Annotated in this window: 16 protein-coding genes; 11 read left to right on the top strand and 5 right to left on the bottom strand. The window is 36.4% G+C overall.

Translation table 11 applies throughout. From position 1 onward, the window contains the following. The first annotated feature begins 9 nt into the window (after positions 1–9). Positions 10–1,224, top strand: a complete 1,215-nt coding sequence (locus tag KHA88_RS17545) for an ABC transporter permease (RefSeq protein ID WP_213099752.1) — start codon at positions 10–12, stop codon at positions 1,222–1,224. Between the two features lie 12 nt (positions 1,225–1,236). Next, a complete protein-coding gene (locus tag KHA88_RS17540; RefSeq protein ID WP_213099753.1) occupies positions 1,237–2,394 on the top strand; it encodes an ABC transporter permease in 1,158 nt (385 codons plus the stop codon). Positions 2,395–2,502: 108 nt separating this feature from the next. Here the strand turns inward: KHA88_RS17540 and KHA88_RS17535 are convergent, their stop codons facing one another. Continuing rightward, positions 2,503–3,009: a DUF3189 family protein gene (locus KHA88_RS17535; RefSeq protein WP_213099754.1), complete on the bottom strand. Its 507-nt coding sequence runs from the start codon at positions 3,007–3,009 to the stop codon at positions 2,503–2,505. Between the two features lie 199 nt (positions 3,010–3,208). Here KHA88_RS17535 and KHA88_RS17530 point away from each other — a divergent pair, with 199 nt between their 5' ends. The 5 genes from KHA88_RS17530 to nagE all read left to right on the top strand — a co-directional run bounded on the left by KHA88_RS17530 (position 3,209) and on the right by nagE (position 7,197). Then, complete coding sequence (locus KHA88_RS17530; RefSeq protein WP_213099755.1) at positions 3,209–3,550, top strand: zinc ribbon domain-containing protein YjdM; 342 nt, start codon at positions 3,209–3,211, stop codon at positions 3,548–3,550. 96 nt (positions 3,551–3,646) lie between these two features. Continuing rightward, positions 3,647–3,853, top strand: coding sequence for a gamma-type small acid-soluble spore protein (locus KHA88_RS17525; RefSeq protein ID WP_213099756.1), 207 nt, complete (start codon positions 3,647–3,649; stop codon positions 3,851–3,853). Between the two features lie 365 nt (positions 3,854–4,218). Next, the gene (locus KHA88_RS17520; protein WP_213099841.1) at positions 4,219–5,232 is read left to right on the top strand and encodes a VanW family protein; all 1,014 of its coding nucleotides are present in this window, start codon (positions 4,219–4,221) and stop codon (positions 5,230–5,232) included. Between the two features lie 18 nt (positions 5,233–5,250). After that, positions 5,251–5,427 (top strand): hypothetical protein, encoded by a 177-nt coding sequence (locus KHA88_RS17515; RefSeq protein WP_213099757.1) that lies wholly within the window; start codon positions 5,251–5,253, stop codon positions 5,425–5,427. 327 nt (positions 5,428–5,754) lie between these two features. After that, positions 5,755–7,197 (top strand): N-acetylglucosamine-specific PTS transporter subunit IIBC, encoded by a 1,443-nt coding sequence (gene nagE, locus KHA88_RS17510; RefSeq protein WP_213099758.1) that lies wholly within the window; start codon positions 5,755–5,757, stop codon positions 7,195–7,197. A 100-nt stretch (positions 7,198–7,297) separates the two neighbouring features. Here the strand turns inward: nagE and KHA88_RS17505 are convergent, their stop codons facing one another. From KHA88_RS17505 to KHA88_RS17490, 4 genes are all read right to left on the bottom strand, one after another. Further along, positions 7,298–8,569, bottom strand: coding sequence for a cation:dicarboxylate symporter family transporter (locus KHA88_RS17505; protein WP_213099759.1), 1,272 nt, complete (start codon positions 8,567–8,569; stop codon positions 7,298–7,300). A gap of 480 nt (positions 8,570–9,049) precedes the next feature. Next, positions 9,050–9,943, bottom strand: coding sequence for a response regulator (locus KHA88_RS17500; RefSeq protein ID WP_213099842.1), 894 nt, complete (start codon positions 9,941–9,943; stop codon positions 9,050–9,052). A gap of 11 nt (positions 9,944–9,954) precedes the next feature. Further along, the gene (locus KHA88_RS17495) at positions 9,955–11,226 is read right to left on the bottom strand and encodes a sensor histidine kinase (RefSeq protein ID WP_213122614.1); all 1,272 of its coding nucleotides are present in this window, start codon (positions 11,224–11,226) and stop codon (positions 9,955–9,957) included. A gap of 185 nt (positions 11,227–11,411) precedes the next feature. Further along, complete coding sequence (locus tag KHA88_RS17490) at positions 11,412–12,677, bottom strand: erythromycin esterase family protein (RefSeq protein WP_213099761.1); 1,266 nt, start codon at positions 12,675–12,677, stop codon at positions 11,412–11,414. Positions 12,678–12,994: 317 nt separating this feature from the next. Here KHA88_RS17490 and KHA88_RS17485 point away from each other — a divergent pair, with 317 nt between their 5' ends. From KHA88_RS17485 to KHA88_RS17470, 4 genes are all read left to right on the top strand, one after another. Further along, the gene (locus KHA88_RS17485; protein WP_213099762.1) at positions 12,995–15,502 is read left to right on the top strand and encodes an EAL domain-containing protein; all 2,508 of its coding nucleotides are present in this window, start codon (positions 12,995–12,997) and stop codon (positions 15,500–15,502) included. Positions 15,503–15,606: 104 nt separating this feature from the next. Next, the gene (locus KHA88_RS17480) at positions 15,607–16,656 is read left to right on the top strand and encodes a sensor domain-containing diguanylate cyclase (protein WP_213099763.1); all 1,050 of its coding nucleotides are present in this window, start codon (positions 15,607–15,609) and stop codon (positions 16,654–16,656) included. Positions 16,657–17,067: 411 nt separating this feature from the next. Next, a complete protein-coding gene (locus tag KHA88_RS17475; RefSeq protein ID WP_213099764.1) occupies positions 17,068–17,808 on the top strand; it encodes a YveK family protein in 741 nt (246 codons plus the stop codon). Then, positions 17,786–18,454 (top strand): CpsD/CapB family tyrosine-protein kinase, encoded by a 669-nt coding sequence (locus KHA88_RS17470; RefSeq protein ID WP_346729076.1) that lies wholly within the window; start codon positions 17,786–17,788, stop codon positions 18,452–18,454. Before KHA88_RS17475 ends, KHA88_RS17470 begins: the two co-directional genes overlap by 23 nt. The last annotated feature ends 303 nt before the right edge of the window (positions 18,455–18,757 follow it).

Here is an 18,757-nt window from a genome sequence, read left to right as displayed (position 1 = left end):
GATATGAGGATGAGATCTTTTACGATAGCATTTAAAGATATGAAAATCCGTTTACGAGATCGAAAAGGTTTTATTACTATGTTAATTATGCCGATTGTATTAACCGCAATCCTTGGTTCCGCATTAGGCGGAGTGTTTGGAGAAGCTGGTTCGATTCCAGAAACATCCGTAGGGATTGTCGTATCGGAGGTCGATGATTTAACCGATCAGTTCATATATCAAGTTTTACAAGGTGACGAATTAAAAGAAAGTATCACACTCAAAGAGTTTAAAACGGAAGCTAGCTTAAAAACAGCCGTAGAACAGCAAAAAGTGGATGTTGGAATCATCCTCCCATCTGCTTGGGGAGACGGTTTAATGATGGGGAAAGGCAAGAAAGTAATGATTTATAGTAATCCGGAAAAAGAAATTCAGACGACGATTATAAACTCAATCACCACTTCTTTTATCGACCGGGTAACTTCTGTATCGATTGCCTCCCAAATAGTATCGAAAGAATTATTAACAGTTATGCCTGTATCTAATCAAGAGATCGATGTAGCCAATGTTACGTCTAGTCTCGCAAAGGACCTTTCTGAAATTGCTGGCTCTAAGTTGGACGTGGTAGCAGCAGAGAATGATGGCAAGGAACCCATTTCAGGAATGCAATACTATGCAGCTGCCATGTGCGCCATGTTCGTTTTATTTAATACAACCATTGGGGCGAAGTCGATAATACAAGAACGTAAAACTGAAACATTAGCCCGGTTAATGAGTAGCCCGATCGGACGTTCCTCGATCTTATTAGGTAAATTTTTAGGGATTTTGTATTTTTCCTTCCTCCAGTTTTTAGTATTTGTCATTGCTACCCACTACTTGTTTGGGGTTAGTTGGGGGAGTAATGTTCCACAAATCCTAGTTATCGGGTTGGCGTACTCGATTTCAGTTTCAGGCATTGCAATGATTATTGCAGGGGTCATAACCGAAGAAAAAACAGCTGATACCGTTGGTGGAATTGGTGTTCAAATTTTAGCGTTATTAGGAGGATCCATGATCCCGTTAGCTGCATTTCCAAACGGCTTGCAACAAGTTGCAAATATCGCACCAAACAAATGGGCACTGGAAAGTTTATTAGAGATTATGAACGGGACTGCATGGAACACACTTATTTTACCTATAACCATACTCATTTTGGGTGGAGTATTTGCATTATTGATCGGAATACTAAAATTAAAGCCTAGGTAAGGAGTGGAAAGCATGAGAAGAGCTAGTGCAATTGCTATTTTTGAATTGAAAAGAATGTTTCAGAAGCCACAATCATACATCCTTATGTTCGGTATGCCTATATTATTTACATTAATATTTGGAGGGCTTTTTTCTAGTGAGACGGAGGTGAAACCTAGTATTGCAGTAGTAGATCAAGATAATTCTAGAATCTCACAAATGTTAATCAATGATTTGAACAGTAAAAAAATCATGAACATGACATTTGAGAATGCAAAAAATGCTAGTGCCAAGTTCGCTGATCAAAAAATAACAGGATATATTCGAATTAATGAAAGTTTTGAAGAACAAGTACTTATGAAAGAGAATCCGGAAATTCTTTTTGTACACTCCCCTTCCTTTAATGGATCAAAGATGATTGAACAAGGCATCAATGACAGCATGATTAAACTGAAAATAGGGGCAACAGCTTCGAGCGTTTACGAGGATATAACAGGAGACAATTGGAATAGAGTTCAGGAGAAGATCTCTAAGGAGCTAGTAGTAAATTCCGCTGGTGTAGAAACCGTCACGGTAACGAAGAGTAAGGACCTTGCTACGATGAATAATATGACTGCTCGTTCTGCTGGATTTACGATTATGTTTGTGATGATCACGATGCTCATAAGTACCGGAGTATTATTAGAAGCAAGGCAAACAGGAGTATGGTACCGAATGATGTCCACCTCAACGTCAAAAAAGGAATTGCTAACTGGATATCTACTCGCATTTTTCCTAATGGGCTGGATTCAATTTGGTGTTTTAATGATCATATCAAAATTCGTGTTTCACGTTAACTGGGGCAATTTACTAGGCAGCATAGTCCTTGTGTCCAGTTTATTACTATGCACGATTGGGTTAGGTCTCTTTATCGCTGGATTCGTCAAAACTTCAGAGCAACAATCCGTATTTGGAAATCTAATTATTATTTCTACTTGTATGCTCGGTGGTGTTTATTGGCCACTTGAAATCATGCCAGGTTTTATGCAACAAATAGCCAAGTTTGTGCCACAATATTGGGGTTTAGAAGGCTTTACGGAATTATCTGTAAGAGGCGGGACGCTTGTAGATATATTTGTACCGAGCGGAGTGCTGCTAGCGTTTACTTTAGTCTTTCTAATAGTAGGAATGACAAGGATTCGCTTTGAATAGGACATAGAATCATCGTTGGTTTTTAAAAAGGAGTAATCATGCGACGGCCAATAAAGTGGCAGTGACTGCAAAAACAAAACTAAATATCATCATTGAGGGCTGCCATATTCATTTAAATTCTTTATTTTCCAACACAGTTATCTGATCATTGGTGGACCTTCCAATTCGTTTTGTGTTCTGAACTAACTGAATAATATCATTGCAACAAATCTTTGCTCCGGCAACTAATAGCGGCACACCTATAAAATCGATTTTTAGTCCTCTGGAAAAAAAACCTCCAATTGACATCGGGAAAGGAACGGTTGGTGAAGTGTTTGAAAAAATGATTTTTTCAGCCATTTCACCCCTTTCTTGGAATAACAGGGTGAGATTTTTCATAGCTGGGACTACCAGCTTTTGTGACTTTCTACCGATTGTATAGACGGGGTGGGCATCTTCATCAATTCCATGAAAGATTAATTTACCAAAATCAGAAGAAGTCAACTTATTAAAGTAATCAACATTTAAAATTTCTTCTTTAGTAAGCGTTCGATCTGTAGGCAACTTTTTCAAATGAAATGCCGCTGCCAAAGAAGTCGTATGTGTTCCACCATAATCATTATAAATATAAATCATTTTATCAATCCCTCAAAATTTCCTCGTTTATTTAATATTTCCCATTCTAGGTATTCCATTCAAAACCCCTAAAATTCCCATGACAGAAACACACACATTAATGTAAATAGTGGCGGAATGGTTGTCAATATGGAAAGAATGTGCCAGTATAAAAGGCATATAGGGACTCCTATATACATTAACAAATGGAGGAAATGAAATGTCACAAATGCCAAATTGCCCAAAATGTAATTCAGAATATACATATGAGGATAGAAGTCTTTTTATTTGCCCAGAATGTGGTCATGAGTGGACTGTAGAAACAGAAACTGAAAATAGTGAAGATAAAAAGGTATTTAAAGATGCAAATGGAAATATTTTAAACGATGGTGATACTGTATCGGTAATCAAAGATCTTAAAGTAAAGGGAAGTTCATCAGTCGTAAAAATAGGGACAAAAGTAAAAAATATCCGTTTGGTTGATGAAGATCATGATATTGATTGCAAAATTGAGGGTTTTGGGGCAATGAAGTTAAAATCTGAATTTGTAAAAAAAATCTGAAAGCGGAATGGTAGGTCACTTCCATTAAATAACTTAATCCTAGAGTAAAAACCCCTAGTTTGGAGAAAATATCAAAAACTAAAAGGGGTGTCCTTTATGAAGGAAAATAATAATGATACATTTACAGTTGCAGGGACGAATATTGACGCTGTTAAGCGACAAAATGAACGTTCTGGAATGTCTTATAATGAAGTAAAAGAATTGCTTGCTAAAACAACGGGCGGACATGGAACGGGAATTTATAGTGACACTAATGTTGAGGAAGTTAGAAAGAAAAATCAACAATCCATGGAAAACCATTAAATAATAACAAAAACAGACCCTGAAAAGTTGTACCCTCTTTTAAAATTAAGAGGGTTTTTTGTATGAGCAAAAACCTTTTTGGAGCATATCATGAAATTCTGGTGTATGTATGTTACCAGTCTCCCGCAGAAATTTACGCAAAAAATATTTTTTTAAAGGGAATTTAAAATATATATAGAATGATAATCTTAACTATGATACATTTTTTACCAGAAGTGATAATTTGTTCATAATGTGGTGATAAAAGTATATCTAATGGGCATATAGAAATACTGACCTGAATAGAATGAAAAATGTATAAAGACCTTTCAATTTGTAACCGACAAATGAAAGTAATATAAGGAAAAGTTGGGATTAAAATGGGGATGAATAAAGGGGTAATTTCGATTTTATTAATTGGAAGTTTACTAGGATTGGCTGGCTGTTCAGTAAAAGCGTCGCAAGAAAAAGAGTTGGAGGAAAAACTAGCTCAATCACAGAAGCAAATTGAAATGTATAAGAAAGAGCAGGAAAAATTGGAGGCAGAAAAGAAAAAGGAAGAAGAAAAACCGATCGTGGTCGATGTCGTAGATCCAAACACAAACGAGGTAATAAAAACCTTTTTACCAAAAGAAATGGGAGTTGGATCTAATGACGAAAAATACAAGGAAGAAATTGAAATATGGGTAAAGGAATTGGCTAGGGGATCGGATACAACGGATGGATACGATCAGAGGATGATACCGGATAAGGTGGGCGAAAATGGGGAAATAATCAAGGGAAGTCCCAGAGTGATACTAGAGGAATCGGAGTTACTGGATAAATTGTTCAGTGCTTTTGCAAATGGGGGAACAGTAGAGCTACCCCTTCATGTAAGCGAAAGCGGATATCAGGAGGAAGAAGTTGCTCAATTAGACGAAGTGGTGGTTGCTTCCTATACGACCAATTTTGGCAGCAGTGCGGATGGAAGAACGAAAAATATCGAGCTTTCAGCTGAGGCGATAAATAATGTGATCGTTGGAGTTGATGATATATTCTCTTTTAATACGACGGTTGGTCCGAGTGACGCGGAACACGGGTATCAAAAAGCAATGGAAGCCCTAAACGGAAAATTGGTTGAAGGGATCGGCGGAGGTATTTGTCAGACGTCATCGACTCTATTTAATGCGGTTGATAAGCTGGGGGTTTCCTATGTGGAGAAGCATCATCATTCGCTGAATGTCGGGTATGTACCAAAAGGAAGGGATGCAACAGTGTCATATGGTGGAAAGGATTTTAGATTTCAAAATACGGCAGGTGTACCATTGCTATTGAAGGCATATACAAATAATGGATCTTTAACGGTTGAAGTAAGAACGTCAAAAGCGAATCAAAGCCAAATCAATAACGGAAATAATTAAGGTGAAGATGAGTGAAAAATGAAGAAAAAAACTAAAAATGAGACTGCATCTTCATGTGGATGCAGTCTTTTTAATGCGGATATAAATAAAGATCAGATATCAAATGCAGCTAATGCTTTTTTGGATTATGTTGGAAAAATTCCAGGTAAAATGGTTGCGCCTACCTCAATAAAACTATCTGGACAATCATATTAATTAAATAATTAAAGAATTTTCAACAAATTTTGCGTTTCGCAATATCGAAAATAGAGGAGTAATTAAACATGCTATTGAATATCTATATAAAGCCTACCCTCTTTTGCTTTTGCACGTTCGAGATTTTTCTTTAGAGTCTAACAACCCTTGGTCAAAGCAAAAGTAAACAGTGGCGTGGGAAGAATTTCTACTTTCGAGCCTCAAGGGGGTGAATGAAGCGAAACAGATAGATAGCCTATCCAAAGATATTATTCATTATTTTTTTAAAGTTAACCTATAAGGCTATTGATCATTTTGGAAAAAAATTAAATGGGAGGGCTTTTTCAAATGATGAAATTTTTACAGAAACTTGGGCGGTCGTTGATGCTACCAGTTGCTGTATTGCCAGCCGCTGCTATATTAATGGGTATCGGTTATTGGATCGATCCAAACGGTTGGGGGGAAGGTAATGCAGCAGCTGCTTTCCTAATTAAAGCTGGTGGTTCCATTATTGATAATATTCCAATCCTATTTGCCGTTGGTGTAGCATTAGGAATGTCTAAAAATAGAGACGGGTCGGCTGCACTAAGTGGTTTGGTTGCATACTTAGTGGTGACCACATTACTATCAACGAACTCGGTTGCTTTGCTACAAGGAATTGACCCGGAAAATGTTAACGCTGCTTTTGGGAAAATCGAAAATGCCTTCATTGGGATCATTTCAGGAATTATCGCTTCGATGATGTACAATCGTTTTAGCCATGTACAATTACCAGATGCATTCGCCTTTTTTAGCGGTAAACGGCTCGTCCCAATTATGACTTCAATTGTCATGTTGGTAGCTTCAGCTGCATTGTTCTTTTTATGGCCTGTCGTCTTTTCTGGATTGGTTTCTTTTGGTACGGCAATCAGTAAACTAGGTGCTGTTGGTGCAGGATTATATGGATTCTTTAATCGCCTATTAATTCCAACAGGGTTGCACCATGCTTTAAATGCCGTATTCTGGTTTGATACGATCGGAATTAACGACATCGGTAAATTCCGGGACGGAACTGGGATAAAGGGAATTACAGGCATGTACCAAGCCGGGTTCTTCCCAATCATGATGTTCGGGTTGCCGGCTGCAGCGCTTGCCATGTATCATACCGCGAAAACAAAAAGGAAAAAACAAGCTGCATCATTGATGTTGGCGGCTGGCTTCGCATCATTTTTTACCGGTGTTACAGAACCTCTTGAATTTTCATTCATGTTCTTGGCACCAGCACTTTATGTAGTGCATGCTGCTCTAACTGGTTTATCCTTAACTATTGCCGCACTTTTCCATTGGACTGCTGGATTTGGATTTAGCGCCGGGTTTGTTGATTATTTCTTAAGTTTAAGAATCCCGCTTGCTAATCAACCATATATGTTAATCCTTCAAGGATTAGTATTCGCTGTTATTTACTATTTCTTATTCCGCTTCTTGATTACGAAGTTCAACTTAAAAACTCCGGGCAGAGAAGATGATGAAGTAGACGGAGAAGTAGGTTCAGTTACTGCAAAAGGAGATAGATTCGCTGTCATGGCAGCCAGAATTTATGAAGGATTAGGTGGAGATGACAACGTCACATCTGTCGACAATTGTGTAACACGCTTAAGAGTAGAAGTAAAAGATATGAATGCAGTAGATCAGAAGAAGATTAAAGATACGGGTGTGCCTGGAATTAATATAGTTGGCCCACAAAGCATTCAAGTGATTGTTGGAACACAAGTTCAATTTGTAGCGGATGAAATTGAAAAAATTCGTAAATAACTTTTTCCTAGATAATTAATGGCTAAATTAAAACAGGTAGTTTCATTATCCTAAAAGGATTGTGAAACTACCTGTTTTTTGAATATTTTTTAGAAAGATCTTAAGCTGCTTTTTCAAGTGAATTAAGGTATTCTTTCCCTTTAATTGTGTCGAATCTGCCTTCCCATTTAGACATAACAACTGCTGCTAAAGAGTTGCCAATTACATTCACAACTGTACGTGCCATATCTAGAATTCTATCGATTCCGGCGATGAAAGCAAGACCTTCAAGTGGGATACCAACAGATCCTAATGTTGCTAATAGAACAACAAATGATACTCCCGGTACACCAGCAATTCCTTTTGATGTAACCATAAGTACTAACATTAATGTAATTTGATCCATAATACTTAGTTGGATCCCATACATTTGGGCAATGAAGATCGCTGCAAGTGCTTGATAAAGAGTAGATCCGTCTAAGTTAAATGAATAACCGGTTGGAATTACAAAGGAAACAACGTCTTTTGGACAGCCGTATTTCTCCATCTTTTCCATTACTTTCGGCAAGACTGTTTCTGAACTTGCAGTAGAGTAAGCTAAGAGGAGCTCGTCCTTTAAAATCTTAATTAGATGAAGCACGCTTGTACCACAGATTTTAGCAATAACGCCAAGCACGGCGGCAATGAAGAAAAGCATGGTCGCATATACACAAATAAGTAATTTTCCAAGTGGAATCAATGATTCTACTCCAAATTTTGAAACAGTTACACCAATTAAAGCAAAAACGCCAAATGGAGCAAACTTCATAATTAAGTTTGTTACCCAAAACATGGCATCTGCCGTGCCTTGGAAGAAAGCTAGCACCGGTTTTCCTCTTTCACCGATTGCTGCAATTCCTAAACCAAATAAAACAGCAAAGAAGATGATTGCAAGCATATCTCCACTCGCTAAAGACTGAACAATATTACTTGGTACAATATTAACAAAAGTATCAGCTAAACTATGACTTGTTACTTCATTTGTCGTATCAACATATTTTTGAATATCGCCTTTTGCCAGTTTAGTCATATCTACACCGACACCAGGTTTGATCATGTTTGCTGCAAGCAATCCAACGATAATCGCAATCGTCGTCACAATTTCGAAATAAAGAATTGTTTTTCCACCGAGTTTGCCTAATTTTTTCATATCTCCCGTTCCAGCGACCCCGATAATAAGGGTAGAAATAACAATGGGAACAACAATCATTTTAATTAGTCGAATAAAGATATCTCCGATTGGTTGCAAATAAGTAGATACTGCGGGATTTCCGTAAAAAACTGCCCCGACAATAATCCCCAAAATCAATCCAACGAGAATTTGATAAGCTAAAGTAAACTTAAACTTTTTCATTTAATCACCTCTCCATATATTGAAAACGGTTGCTAGGTCGTTGAATCAAATAGCTAAATCATTATATCGGTAAATTATCCAAACCGACAAAATCCGACATTTTTATTAAATATTTTTCTTATAAGGAATTCTAGCTAAGAGCGTATTCTATTGGCCGTGATTGGAAAAAAATATTGCTCAAGGTAAATGGGGCGTGGTTCGATTACCCGTAGATGTTGAAAATTGCTGCTCAAGGTAAATGGAGTGTGGTTCGATTACCCATAGATATGGAAAATTGCTGCTCAAGGTAAATGGAGTGTGGTTCGATTGCCCGTAGATATGGAAAATTGTTGCTAAGGGTAAATGGAGTGTGGGTTCACAATATAGAAGTGTTGTTACCGAAAGAGGAAAAGTCATTATCAAAGATACAGCCATATCATGAAGGGACTGCCTAGAAAGTCAGTGAAAAATGACTATCTAGGCAGTCCCAATTTATTAATATTACAGTGTTTGATTAAATTTTTCCGTCGTTTCAAGATAAAGTACTTGTAGGAATTTTTTAATATTAATTTTCACCTTTTTCATTTCCTTATTATCTTGGTTAATCTCCTTCATTCGTAACCTTATTTCTTGAAAGTCAAAAAAACGAGGCGCATAATATTCAAACTTTGGATTCGTATAATCGATTGTCCCTAATGAAGCTAAGTTATTAATTGCAGCAATAATCGCTCTCCGAATGCGCTGTTCAATCGATTTACTTTCTTTTTTTATCTCCATGGGATCAGTTTTCTTATCATTGGCAACAGCTTCGTATAAATCTTTTAGAGGAGGCAAGGGAGCCGTGGAGTCTTTGCGGTTCATAAGAAATTCAATCAATAAAACGAGATCGCCGCTACCTGCTTCCCCGATAATGCCCAGATCATTTAATATCGATAACACGACCTCTTTTACACTTCGCCGCCTTTGAGTCATGTTGGCTGTTTCGATATGTGCTAACGATTCCCGAATGGCTAGTAATGAATCTTTTAACCGAAATTGTTCGACCGTTTTTTTCAGAATGCTATACACTTCGACACGATTGATTGGTTTATGTATAAAGAATTCAATCCCTTTTTCATATGCTTCTCCTACCATTTCTTTGTTCACGATTTGAGAGATCATAATGAATTGTCCTTGAAAACCTTGTGCCCTTAACTGTTCGATTGTTTCAATCCCATCTAATTCGGGCATTAAGAAATCAATCAAGACGAAATCAGGATGAGTTGAAAGGATGAGCGGGAGTGCCTCCACTCCATTTTCCGCTTCCCCGATTACAATGCCTAAGTCACCGTCAGTTATGATTTGCTCTAGCATTCTTCGACTTGCTGTATCATCATCTACAATAAAATAACGCAGTTCCATTCACCTCACTTTCTAATGTTTCTGGTAGGAATTTTGATCTGAAATATTGTTCCTTCGCCTAGGGAATTTACTTGAATATGTCCTTCAAATGTACAGATAATTTCTTGTACATGAGATAGGCCGATTCCGGTAGCGGCAACGCCGAAATCGTTAAATTTTGTTGTATAGCCGGGTTCAAAAATAATGGATATGTCTTCACTGTGAATTCCTTTGCCCGAATCTTTGATTACGAAGCACGTGTGTGCGGATTCCTCGAAAATTTCTAAATCGATTTCTCCATTATTTTCGATAGATTCGACTGAGTTAGCTGTAAGATTATTCAATAGAGCCAGCAATGGTATTTGTTGATCCGTTTCAAAATCAATAGACACCAATAAATGAAAGCTGATTTTTTTCCTTAGCATCTCACTGTATTTTTCATTCGCTGTAACGACTAATTTAAGCACATCAGAAAGTTTGATCACTTTATTTCTTTTTTGCATAGTTATCTTTGAAAGTCCCGAGAGAATCCGCTGTGCATCTTTTTTCACTTCGTGGATTTCTTGGGTAATCAGCAAAGCTTGAACACTTAATTCCCGATGCCTTTCCTTTTTTAATTTTCGATATAAATCATGACTAGATGCCGTAATTCTTTCAATATGATCCATCGATTTCTTTAAATAAAGCGATTCAGCATACAATTCCGATCCAACTTCAAGCATTTCTTGCATTCGTTTTTTTTGTTCCGATACAGTGATAGAGCTGTATAGCCCGATTACGAAGTAACTACGGAATAATGCCACCCCACTTAATAATGCCCATTCCCGAAAACCGAAATTCACATGGTTTACAAACCAATAGCGCATAAAGTGTTCAGCACTGTTTCCGATAAATTCTAATCCGGCTGCCACGACTCCGAGAAGAAATGGTAAGGTTTTATATTTTTCTAATTTAAGGATTCCAAACCCGAAAGCGAACAAAAAATAAAACAAAAAAGCGGGTAAATGATTCTTGAAGCTTGGCCAAAAAGGAGCGAGCTCGAAGATCATATCTCCAAATATGCGAAAAAAAACAACCGTTATGCCAGTGAAGATCCCAGTTTGTATATAGGAGGCAGGGGGGCGAATGAGGACGAGCAGAAAAAAAGTAATGCTTCCTAATCCGAAACGAAATGCCTCCCCATTAAAGGGAATCAATTTAAATTCACTGGCAACCGCAGTTAATAGGGCAGTAAATATCATTGAAACTATATTAGTTCTGTTTAAGTTTTTACTGAAAAATTGAGATACAGAAAACATTAATTCCTCCTATGGAAGGCAATGAAATGACGCTAATAATATCGACTAGCTCCAGCGGCCAGCAAAATTCAGGATACTTCCTGGAAGATGGTGCATTGCTAAACGGGGGCTTCTGCTTTTGTTCTTATCATATCTAATTCTGAAAAGAAGGGCTATTTTATTCATACAATTTCACGTAGTATTCGCTAACGTAAAGGCTCCGTTTCCTCAAGCGGCACCAGTGCTTTTGTTTGATCCATATAAATAAATGCATCGTAACGGTTTCCAATTTTTGATGGAACATAATTGCCGTACGCTTCATATTCAGGGTGGTAAACTACACCAATCGCCCTATGGCCAATCCAGTCATTAAATAAATGGCGGTTTTCATCTGTGAAGATAAATAACTTGTCAAACGCCCCTGTATTGTGCAAAACATCTTCCCAGGAATTTGTACGAGCAGGCGGTACATTCATAATTTTAAATGGCGTTCCCCATTCTTCAGCGGCAATGACCGTTCCACGATGGGTTCCGAATCCGACAGCATATACATCTATTTGATTATTTTGTTCGCGAAGAAGTTGTCCTACATTTATCATTCCTTCATTTTTCATATCAGTAACCGAGGCATCGCCAATATGGGTGTTATGTTCCCAAATGATGATTTTACCTTCCTTACCGTGGTAGTTTATCAACTCGTTAATTGCTTCAACCATATGTTGATCACGGATATTCCAGGAAAGAGTATCGCTTTGGACCAATGCCCGATAGTATTTTTCTGCATTTCGCGTAACTAATGCATTTATTTTCAGGTTTAAATCGGTTTCTTCATCTCCAGTGTAGTTATCTTCATGTGACCGAATAGCAGTTAATAACTTCGAAACTTCATCAATACATACATCAGAGAAATTCATTGTGGATATCGCATAGTTTTCCGGTCGGCGGTTGAAAGGTTCAAAACAGGAAAAAGCTTTTCTAGCCAGTTCAAGATCTACTCCTGCATGTTTTGAACGAGATAAATATACAAGTACTTCCTCCATTGATTCCCATAGACTATATACATCGAGTCCGTAGAAACCAACTTTTTGATTATTATCCCTTTTAATATTATACGACTTTAACCATTCTACAAAGTCTGCAATTTCTTCATTCGCCCACATCCAGGTTGGCCATCTATTAAAAGCTTTTAAAACGTGCTTAGCGTCATTTTTCTCTTCACCAAATCCCTTTATATACCGGTTAACTTGCTGGGATGATGGCCAATCTCCTTCAACAGCAATAATGGCAAATCCTTTTTCTTCTATAAGCATCTTCGACAATGCAGCCCGTACAGAGTAAAACTCAGAAGTCCCATGGCTTGCTTCACCTAAAAGAACGATTTTTGCATCCCCAATTGCATCGATGATCTGTGTCAAATCTGCATCTGTTTCTATAGGAATCGCATTGCTTTTTACTGCTTTGTCAAGATTCATTATGGACACTCTCCTTATGATTACATAAGTTGCCTCTTGTCTTCATTATGCGCAAAGTAAGGACTAAGTATATGATTTTAAGGAATCATAATTCTCCAAAAAAACCTATGAATAGATAAAATATCATAGTATTAGAAACCTGTTTCGTATAAAATGATAGTGTACGCTTCAGAAAAATAACCTATATACTAACAAATTCGTATGAGTGATAAAATATATACCAGCTTTTTTTGAGGAAATGTAAAACTCCACGAAAGGGCATGTTGAAATGATTAGAAATTTTCATAAACTGACTAAAGACGAGGGGATGAAATTCGATGGTCAGTGAGGAAGACTTTCACCCACTAATTAACGATCACCTAAACTCAGTGATTAAATTAGATATTGAAGGTAATCTTATTTCTTATAACAAGGCATTTATCAATCAATTTGGGTTTATGGAACAAGATTTTAAAAAGCCATTTTTAACTACTTTTTTTGATAATTATTCGAATGATCAGAAAAGGTTTTTTGACATAGCTCTTTTAGGAAATATGCAAACATTCAATACTGTGGGTTTGCACAGGGATGGAAAGCCAATAAATATCAATGTAAAATTTATTCCTGTTAAAACGAAAGAAAGCACAGACGTTTATGTCATATTGAAAAATATAGCGGATTTAAAAGAACAGGAAAGAGAATTGCTTCTATTTAAAGATAATTTAGATAAGATCGAAGTGCTTGGAAATATCGGTACTTTTCATTACGATATGATAAACGACACCACGTATTCTTCTAAACAACACCGTGTCATTTTGGGAATTAATGAAGATGAGGACTTTTCCCCAACCCTTAAACAATTATTACTATTCATTCATTCTGACGATCATCCTAGATTTGAAGAAAAATTTCAACAAGCTGTAAAAAATAATGAATCAGGCTTTCATATCGAATGTAGAATTGTTAGACAGGATCAAACAATTCGTCATACTTACGTGAGAGCAGAAGTTCTCGTAAACGAACAAGGTGTGCCTAATCGAGTAATCGGCTTTATTAAAGATATTACCGAGCAAAAAGTGCTATCGGAAAAAGTAAGGCATCTATCTTATCATGATTATTTAACTAATTTGCCAAATCGAAGAATGTTCGATGAGAAACTCCAGCAACTTACAGCGGAGTTTATGAGTAAAGATAATAAATTTGCTGTCATGATACTGGATATCGATCGTTTCAAATATATTAACGATACGTTGGGACATCCAATTGGGGATAAAGTATTAGTACAAGTTTCTGCTCGCCTCTCCAAATTTTTAGCAACAGATGATCTGCTAGCACGCCTCGGCGGTGATGAATTTGGCGTGTTAATCGTTAATCTAGAGTCGATCGAGTCAATGAAGAAAATCGCCAGTAGTATGCTTGATTGTTTAAAGGAACCATTCCTAATAAACGAATATAAATTATATGTCACTGCAAGCATCGGAATTAGTGTTTTTCCCCACGATGGTGTAAATAGCCATGAATTAATCCGAAATGCAGATATTGCTTTATATAGAGTAGAAGAGCGGGGGAGGAATAATTTTAAGGTCATTTCCCCATTGGGTAGTATCGAATCATTCAAATCATTCAGCTTAGGGCGAGATTTAATAAAAGCATTGGAAAATAACGAGATGGTCTTATATTATCAGCCTCGAGTGGATACTAATACCGGAAAAATAATGAGTGCTGAGGCTCTAATACGATGGGAGCATCCGGAATGGGGACTTGTTTCTCCGGCAGAGTTTCTTCCACTCGCAGAAGAAAACGGATTAATGATCCAAATCGATGATTGGGTTTTGAAAGAAGTATGTAATCAAATGAAGAAATGGAAAGAAGAAATATTATGGACTGTACCAATTTCCATTAATATTTCTGCTGCCCATTTTCTAAAACAAGACTGGCTTGATACAATTGAGGAAACAATTCAAGAAGCGGGTATTAGTCCATGTGATTTAGAATTCGAAATTACCGAAAGTTCTTTTTTGAATAATGAAGAAATTGTAAAAAACACTATTTATTCATTACGAGAAATGGGCATTAACATTTCTTTAGATGATTTTGGGAAAGGTTATTCATCTCTTTCTTCTTTAGCACAATTTCCTTTTGATGTGATAAAAATTGATAAATCATTCATTCAGAACATGCTAATAAGTAAACAAAACTTTTTTATTGCAAAATCCATTATTCATTTAGCAAAAGATTTGCACATCAAAGTTGTCGCAGAAGGTGTAGAAACATTAGAGCATTTAAAAGTACTTAGAAATGAAGAATGCTATCAAATTCAAGGCTATTTATTTAGCAGGCCTGTCCCGGTTAAAGAATTTGAACTACTTTTGCAAAAAAAGATATTGAAGCCTGACGACCCAAAAATGAAAGACAAGCAGAGCCAAAGAAAGTATTATCGGATTAATTTCCCCTATCCGGTTGCGGCTAATATGAGACTATTGGCCATAGCGGGTCAAGAAATGCAATTAGGAAAATCGAGTGTTTTGATTGAGGATATGAGCATTGGCGGTCTTCGTTATCTTTCAACGCTAAAATTACCTGTAAGAGATGACATCATACTTGAGTTTGAAACGCAAATCATGAATGAAACAATCCGATTAAAAGGACATATTATTTGGAAAGAAGAAGTAAACGATGAAATTTCAGAATATGGGATCGAGTTTATCATCGATGAAAACGAGCGAACTAATCTGGACAAGTTGCTTAATACCTTTACCATTTTAATGAAAAATCCGACCACCTTACCGCAATATAATATGGTGGTAGAAGACAAGTTTCAATATTTCCGGAAGATAAAGTATTAAAAATAACCAAACGAAAAGGACACCTCGAAAGGTAAGTCATTCGAGGTGTTTTTTCTATACTTGTCTAAGGTCCTGAAGGCCAAGAATCGAAGGGAGATTAATAATTGAATGTTTTCATATCAAGGAATAGATTAGTTTTAGCATTAATTGCATTAATATCTATTTTAGATATTCTTCATCGTAAAGTACTCCTATATGTTGGAATAACATCCAGTGGGATATGGGACCTTGCTTCAGATATAGGATGGTCAATAGCAGTAATTATTTTGGTTTTTTGGTATTTCCAAATTGGGAAGAAAATAATCCATCAAGCGAATGAAAATGAAAAACACTATCGACGTTTAGTTGAATTACTACCGGAAGCTATCATTGTTCATCGTGACGGACAGATCATATACACGAACCAAGCTGGAGCATCGTTACTCGGTGCAAGTAGTCCGACAGAATTACTTAACCATTATCGGAAGGATTTAATTCATTCCGAATTAGGAGAAAACCTTGGATTGAACAATCAAGTTAAAGTAAAGAGATTGGATGGAACGACCTTCGATATGGAAGTTACAGCAACAAATATTGAGTATAATGGGGAACCGGCAATTGAATTAATTGCTAGAGATATTACAAACAGAAAGCGACAGGAAGACATTGTAGAAAAGTTAGTTTATCAAGATACTTTAACTGGATTACCGAATCGAAGATTTTTCATGGATAAGATGAATCAATTGGTGATTCAATCCCGAAAAAATAATAATAGGTTTGCTGTTATGTTTCTCGATTTAGACGGGTTTAAACAAATTAATGATTCTCTTGGTCACGATGCGGGTGATACACTCCTGAAACAAGTTGGCAATCACTTAAAGGGATGTGTAAGAGAAAATGATATAGTAGCAAGATTAGCTGGAGATGAATTTACCATATTACTACCTGGTGCGACAGAAAAAGATTGTAAATTAGTAGCACAGAGAATCATTGATCGCCTAAATACACCTATTTTTATAACGGGTAAAAAAATTCGAATAACAACCAGTATAGGAATTGCTCTATATCCTCAAAACGGTCATGATGCGGAAATGTTGATTAAACAAGCTGATATGGCTATGTATCAAGCAAAAGAGCAAGGGAAAAATTGTTATAGGTTTTTAAAAGTAAGTTAGTTAGCAAACTTGCTTAGTAACGTATACCCTATAGGTGCTTTGCATAAGAATTGCTATGAAGCTGTAAATCTTTAAGAAATCATTAATAGTAAAGAGCATCTCATGAATTAATTGAGGTGTTCTTTATTTCTATCCTAACTTTGTTAAATATAAAGATGAACAAGGGGATATATTGCTTTGATTTAAGAAAAGGGAATTCTAATATACTTGTAAAATATTTTCCGGGCTATGCACAAAAAAGATTTAAAAAGATGTTGACTTGTTCTTTATAAAGAATTATAGTGGGTATATAGTATGAATTATAAAACGATTGGGAAAATATTTATTAAGGCTAAGGTATGATAAAACTTCTTTTTTTTGGTCACTTTGTTCTTTATTAAGAATTACAAGTCATAATAATAAGGTGGTTTTATGAATCATTTAAATCAACAGTATAGGGAAGACAAAAGAATAGCAAAGGAAATTAATTTAAAGGATTTATACAGGGTGTTAAAAAAGCGTATTTGGATCGTATTTGTGATAACCATATTAACGACTGCGGCTGGTTGGGTATATAGTAACCTCAATCAAACAACGCCGTTATATGAAACTTCAACAAATATTATTATCGATGCGGACTCGGAATATAGAAAGACCCTTCAAGTCATTATTAAGGACACGACCGTTTTAGAAAATGTCATAGAACAACTTGGACTAGAAGAATCACCAGAAGCATTGGCAGGACAAATCAATGTCACAAATGTTGATGAGTCCCAGGTAGTTAAGATAAGTGTTATCGATACGGATCCGAACAGAGCTGTAGAGATAGCAAATTCGACCGCCAATGTATTTACTAAGAATATTCCAAAGATTATTGTTTATAAAGATATTCGCATATTATCAGAGGCTAAGCTACAACCATTTCCTATTAACGAAAGCAATCCAAATAAATTTATTTTGATCGCTTTTATTTTTGGAATTATAGCGGGAACGGGGCTAATCTTTTTAATTGATTCCTTGGATGATTCAATTAAATCAGAACGTGATATCGAAATGATGTTGGGAATCCAAGTTTTGGGCGGTGTTTCTAAAATGAATAAAAAGAATGTCAACAAAAGAAAAAAGAAGAAAACCGAACTGGAGCTTAGAGGTGAGACAATTGGTATTAAATAAAAGAAAACGATCCATTGCTAAAAAAAGAAATTTAGTTACCTATACAAATCCTGACTCTATCATATCGGAACAATACCGAACAATTCGAACGAATATTCGTTTCCTAAATGGGGATAAAAAAAACAACACTCTTTTAATAACTTCTCCAGGCAAGTGGGAAGGAAAATCAACAACAGCTGCTAACATAGCAATATCAATGGCTCAGCAGAAGGAAAAAATCCTCCTTATTGATGGAAATTTAAGGGATCCAGGTATTCATCATATATTCAAAACGTCCAATGCCACCGGACTAACAGATGTTCTAACTGGAAAGGTGAACTTTGAAGAGGCTGTTTGCCCATCAAATATTGGAAGCTTGGACCTTTTAACAAGTGGAGCTATTCCATTCAATCCAGCTGAGCTGTTAGGATCTCATATGATGAGTCTATTACTGAAAAAAGTAAATTCTTTATACGACCTTGTCCTAATTGATTCAACATCACTACTTGAAGTGACTGATACAAAAATTATCGCAAACTTATGTGATGGAGTTGTATTAGTAGTTAGGCAAAATAAAACGGATCTTGAAAGTGCATTTGAATCGAAAAAAGTTCTAGAATATGCAAAGGCTCAAATTGTAGGTGTTATTTTAAATGAAAAAAACTAGAAATAGTTAAGTGCGAACATATATTTTTTACTCGTTTGTTCGTTATTAAGAATGATTTGTTCTTTCTGGTGATGTCTCCCTACCATTATCAATGGAGGCACTCGATCATGCTGTGGGTCCCTGAAAAGACCTTAGACGCGAGTCGTCGTTAGTGTGATGTGAGGGGGGGTTAAATGCCCTATGTTAATAAAAGCGAAAGCGCCTTGGTCAGCCCCGACAAGCAAAAATGCCTTTCGCCAATAAAGTCCGTTCTTGACTTTTATTGGCGAAAGGCATTTTGACCTCGAGGGGCTAGGTGCTGGA

This window comes from Lederbergia citrea (assembly GCF_018343525.1).
Classification (GTDB): Bacteria; Bacillota; Bacilli; order Bacillales; family Bacillaceae_C; genus Lederbergia; species Lederbergia citrea.
This window is presented reverse-complemented; position numbering and strand designations above follow the sequence as displayed.

Excerpts from the sequence above, each read along its gene's own strand:
- KHA88_RS17540 (WP_213099753.1), top strand. The coding sequence starts at position 1,237 with ATGAGAAGAGCTAGTGCAATTGCTATTTTTGAATTGAAAAGAATGTTT.
- KHA88_RS17525 (WP_213099756.1), top strand. The coding sequence starts at position 3,647 with ATGAAGGAAAATAATAATGATACATTTACAGTTGCAGGGACGAATATT.
- KHA88_RS17530 (WP_213099755.1), top strand. The coding sequence starts at position 3,209 with ATGTCACAAATGCCAAATTGCCCAAAATGTAATTCAGAATATACATAT.
- KHA88_RS17485 (WP_213099762.1), top strand. The coding sequence starts at position 12,995 with ATGGTCAGTGAGGAAGACTTTCACCCACTAATTAACGATCACCTAAAC.
- KHA88_RS17505 (WP_213099759.1), bottom strand. The coding sequence starts at position 8,569 with ATGAAAAAGTTTAAGTTTACTTTAGCTTATCAAATTCTCGTTGGATTG.
- KHA88_RS17495 (WP_213122614.1), bottom strand. The coding sequence starts at position 11,226 with ATGTTTTCTGTATCTCAATTTTTCAGTAAAAACTTAAACAGAACTAAT.
- KHA88_RS17515 (WP_213099757.1), top strand. The coding sequence starts at position 5,251 with ATGAAGAAAAAAACTAAAAATGAGACTGCATCTTCATGTGGATGCAGT.
- KHA88_RS17475 (WP_213099764.1), top strand. The coding sequence starts at position 17,068 with ATGAATCATTTAAATCAACAGTATAGGGAAGACAAAAGAATAGCAAAG.
- KHA88_RS17535 (WP_213099754.1), bottom strand. The coding sequence starts at position 3,009 with ATGATTTATATTTATAATGATTATGGTGGAACACATACGACTTCTTTG.
- nagE (WP_213099758.1), top strand. The coding sequence starts at position 5,755 with ATGATGAAATTTTTACAGAAACTTGGGCGGTCGTTGATGCTACCAGTT.
- KHA88_RS17490 (WP_213099761.1), bottom strand. The coding sequence starts at position 12,677 with ATGAATCTTGACAAAGCAGTAAAAAGCAATGCGATTCCTATAGAAACA.
- KHA88_RS17520 (WP_213099841.1), top strand. The coding sequence starts at position 4,219 with ATGAATAAAGGGGTAATTTCGATTTTATTAATTGGAAGTTTACTAGGA.
- KHA88_RS17545 (WP_213099752.1), top strand. The coding sequence starts at position 10 with ATGAGATCTTTTACGATAGCATTTAAAGATATGAAAATCCGTTTACGA.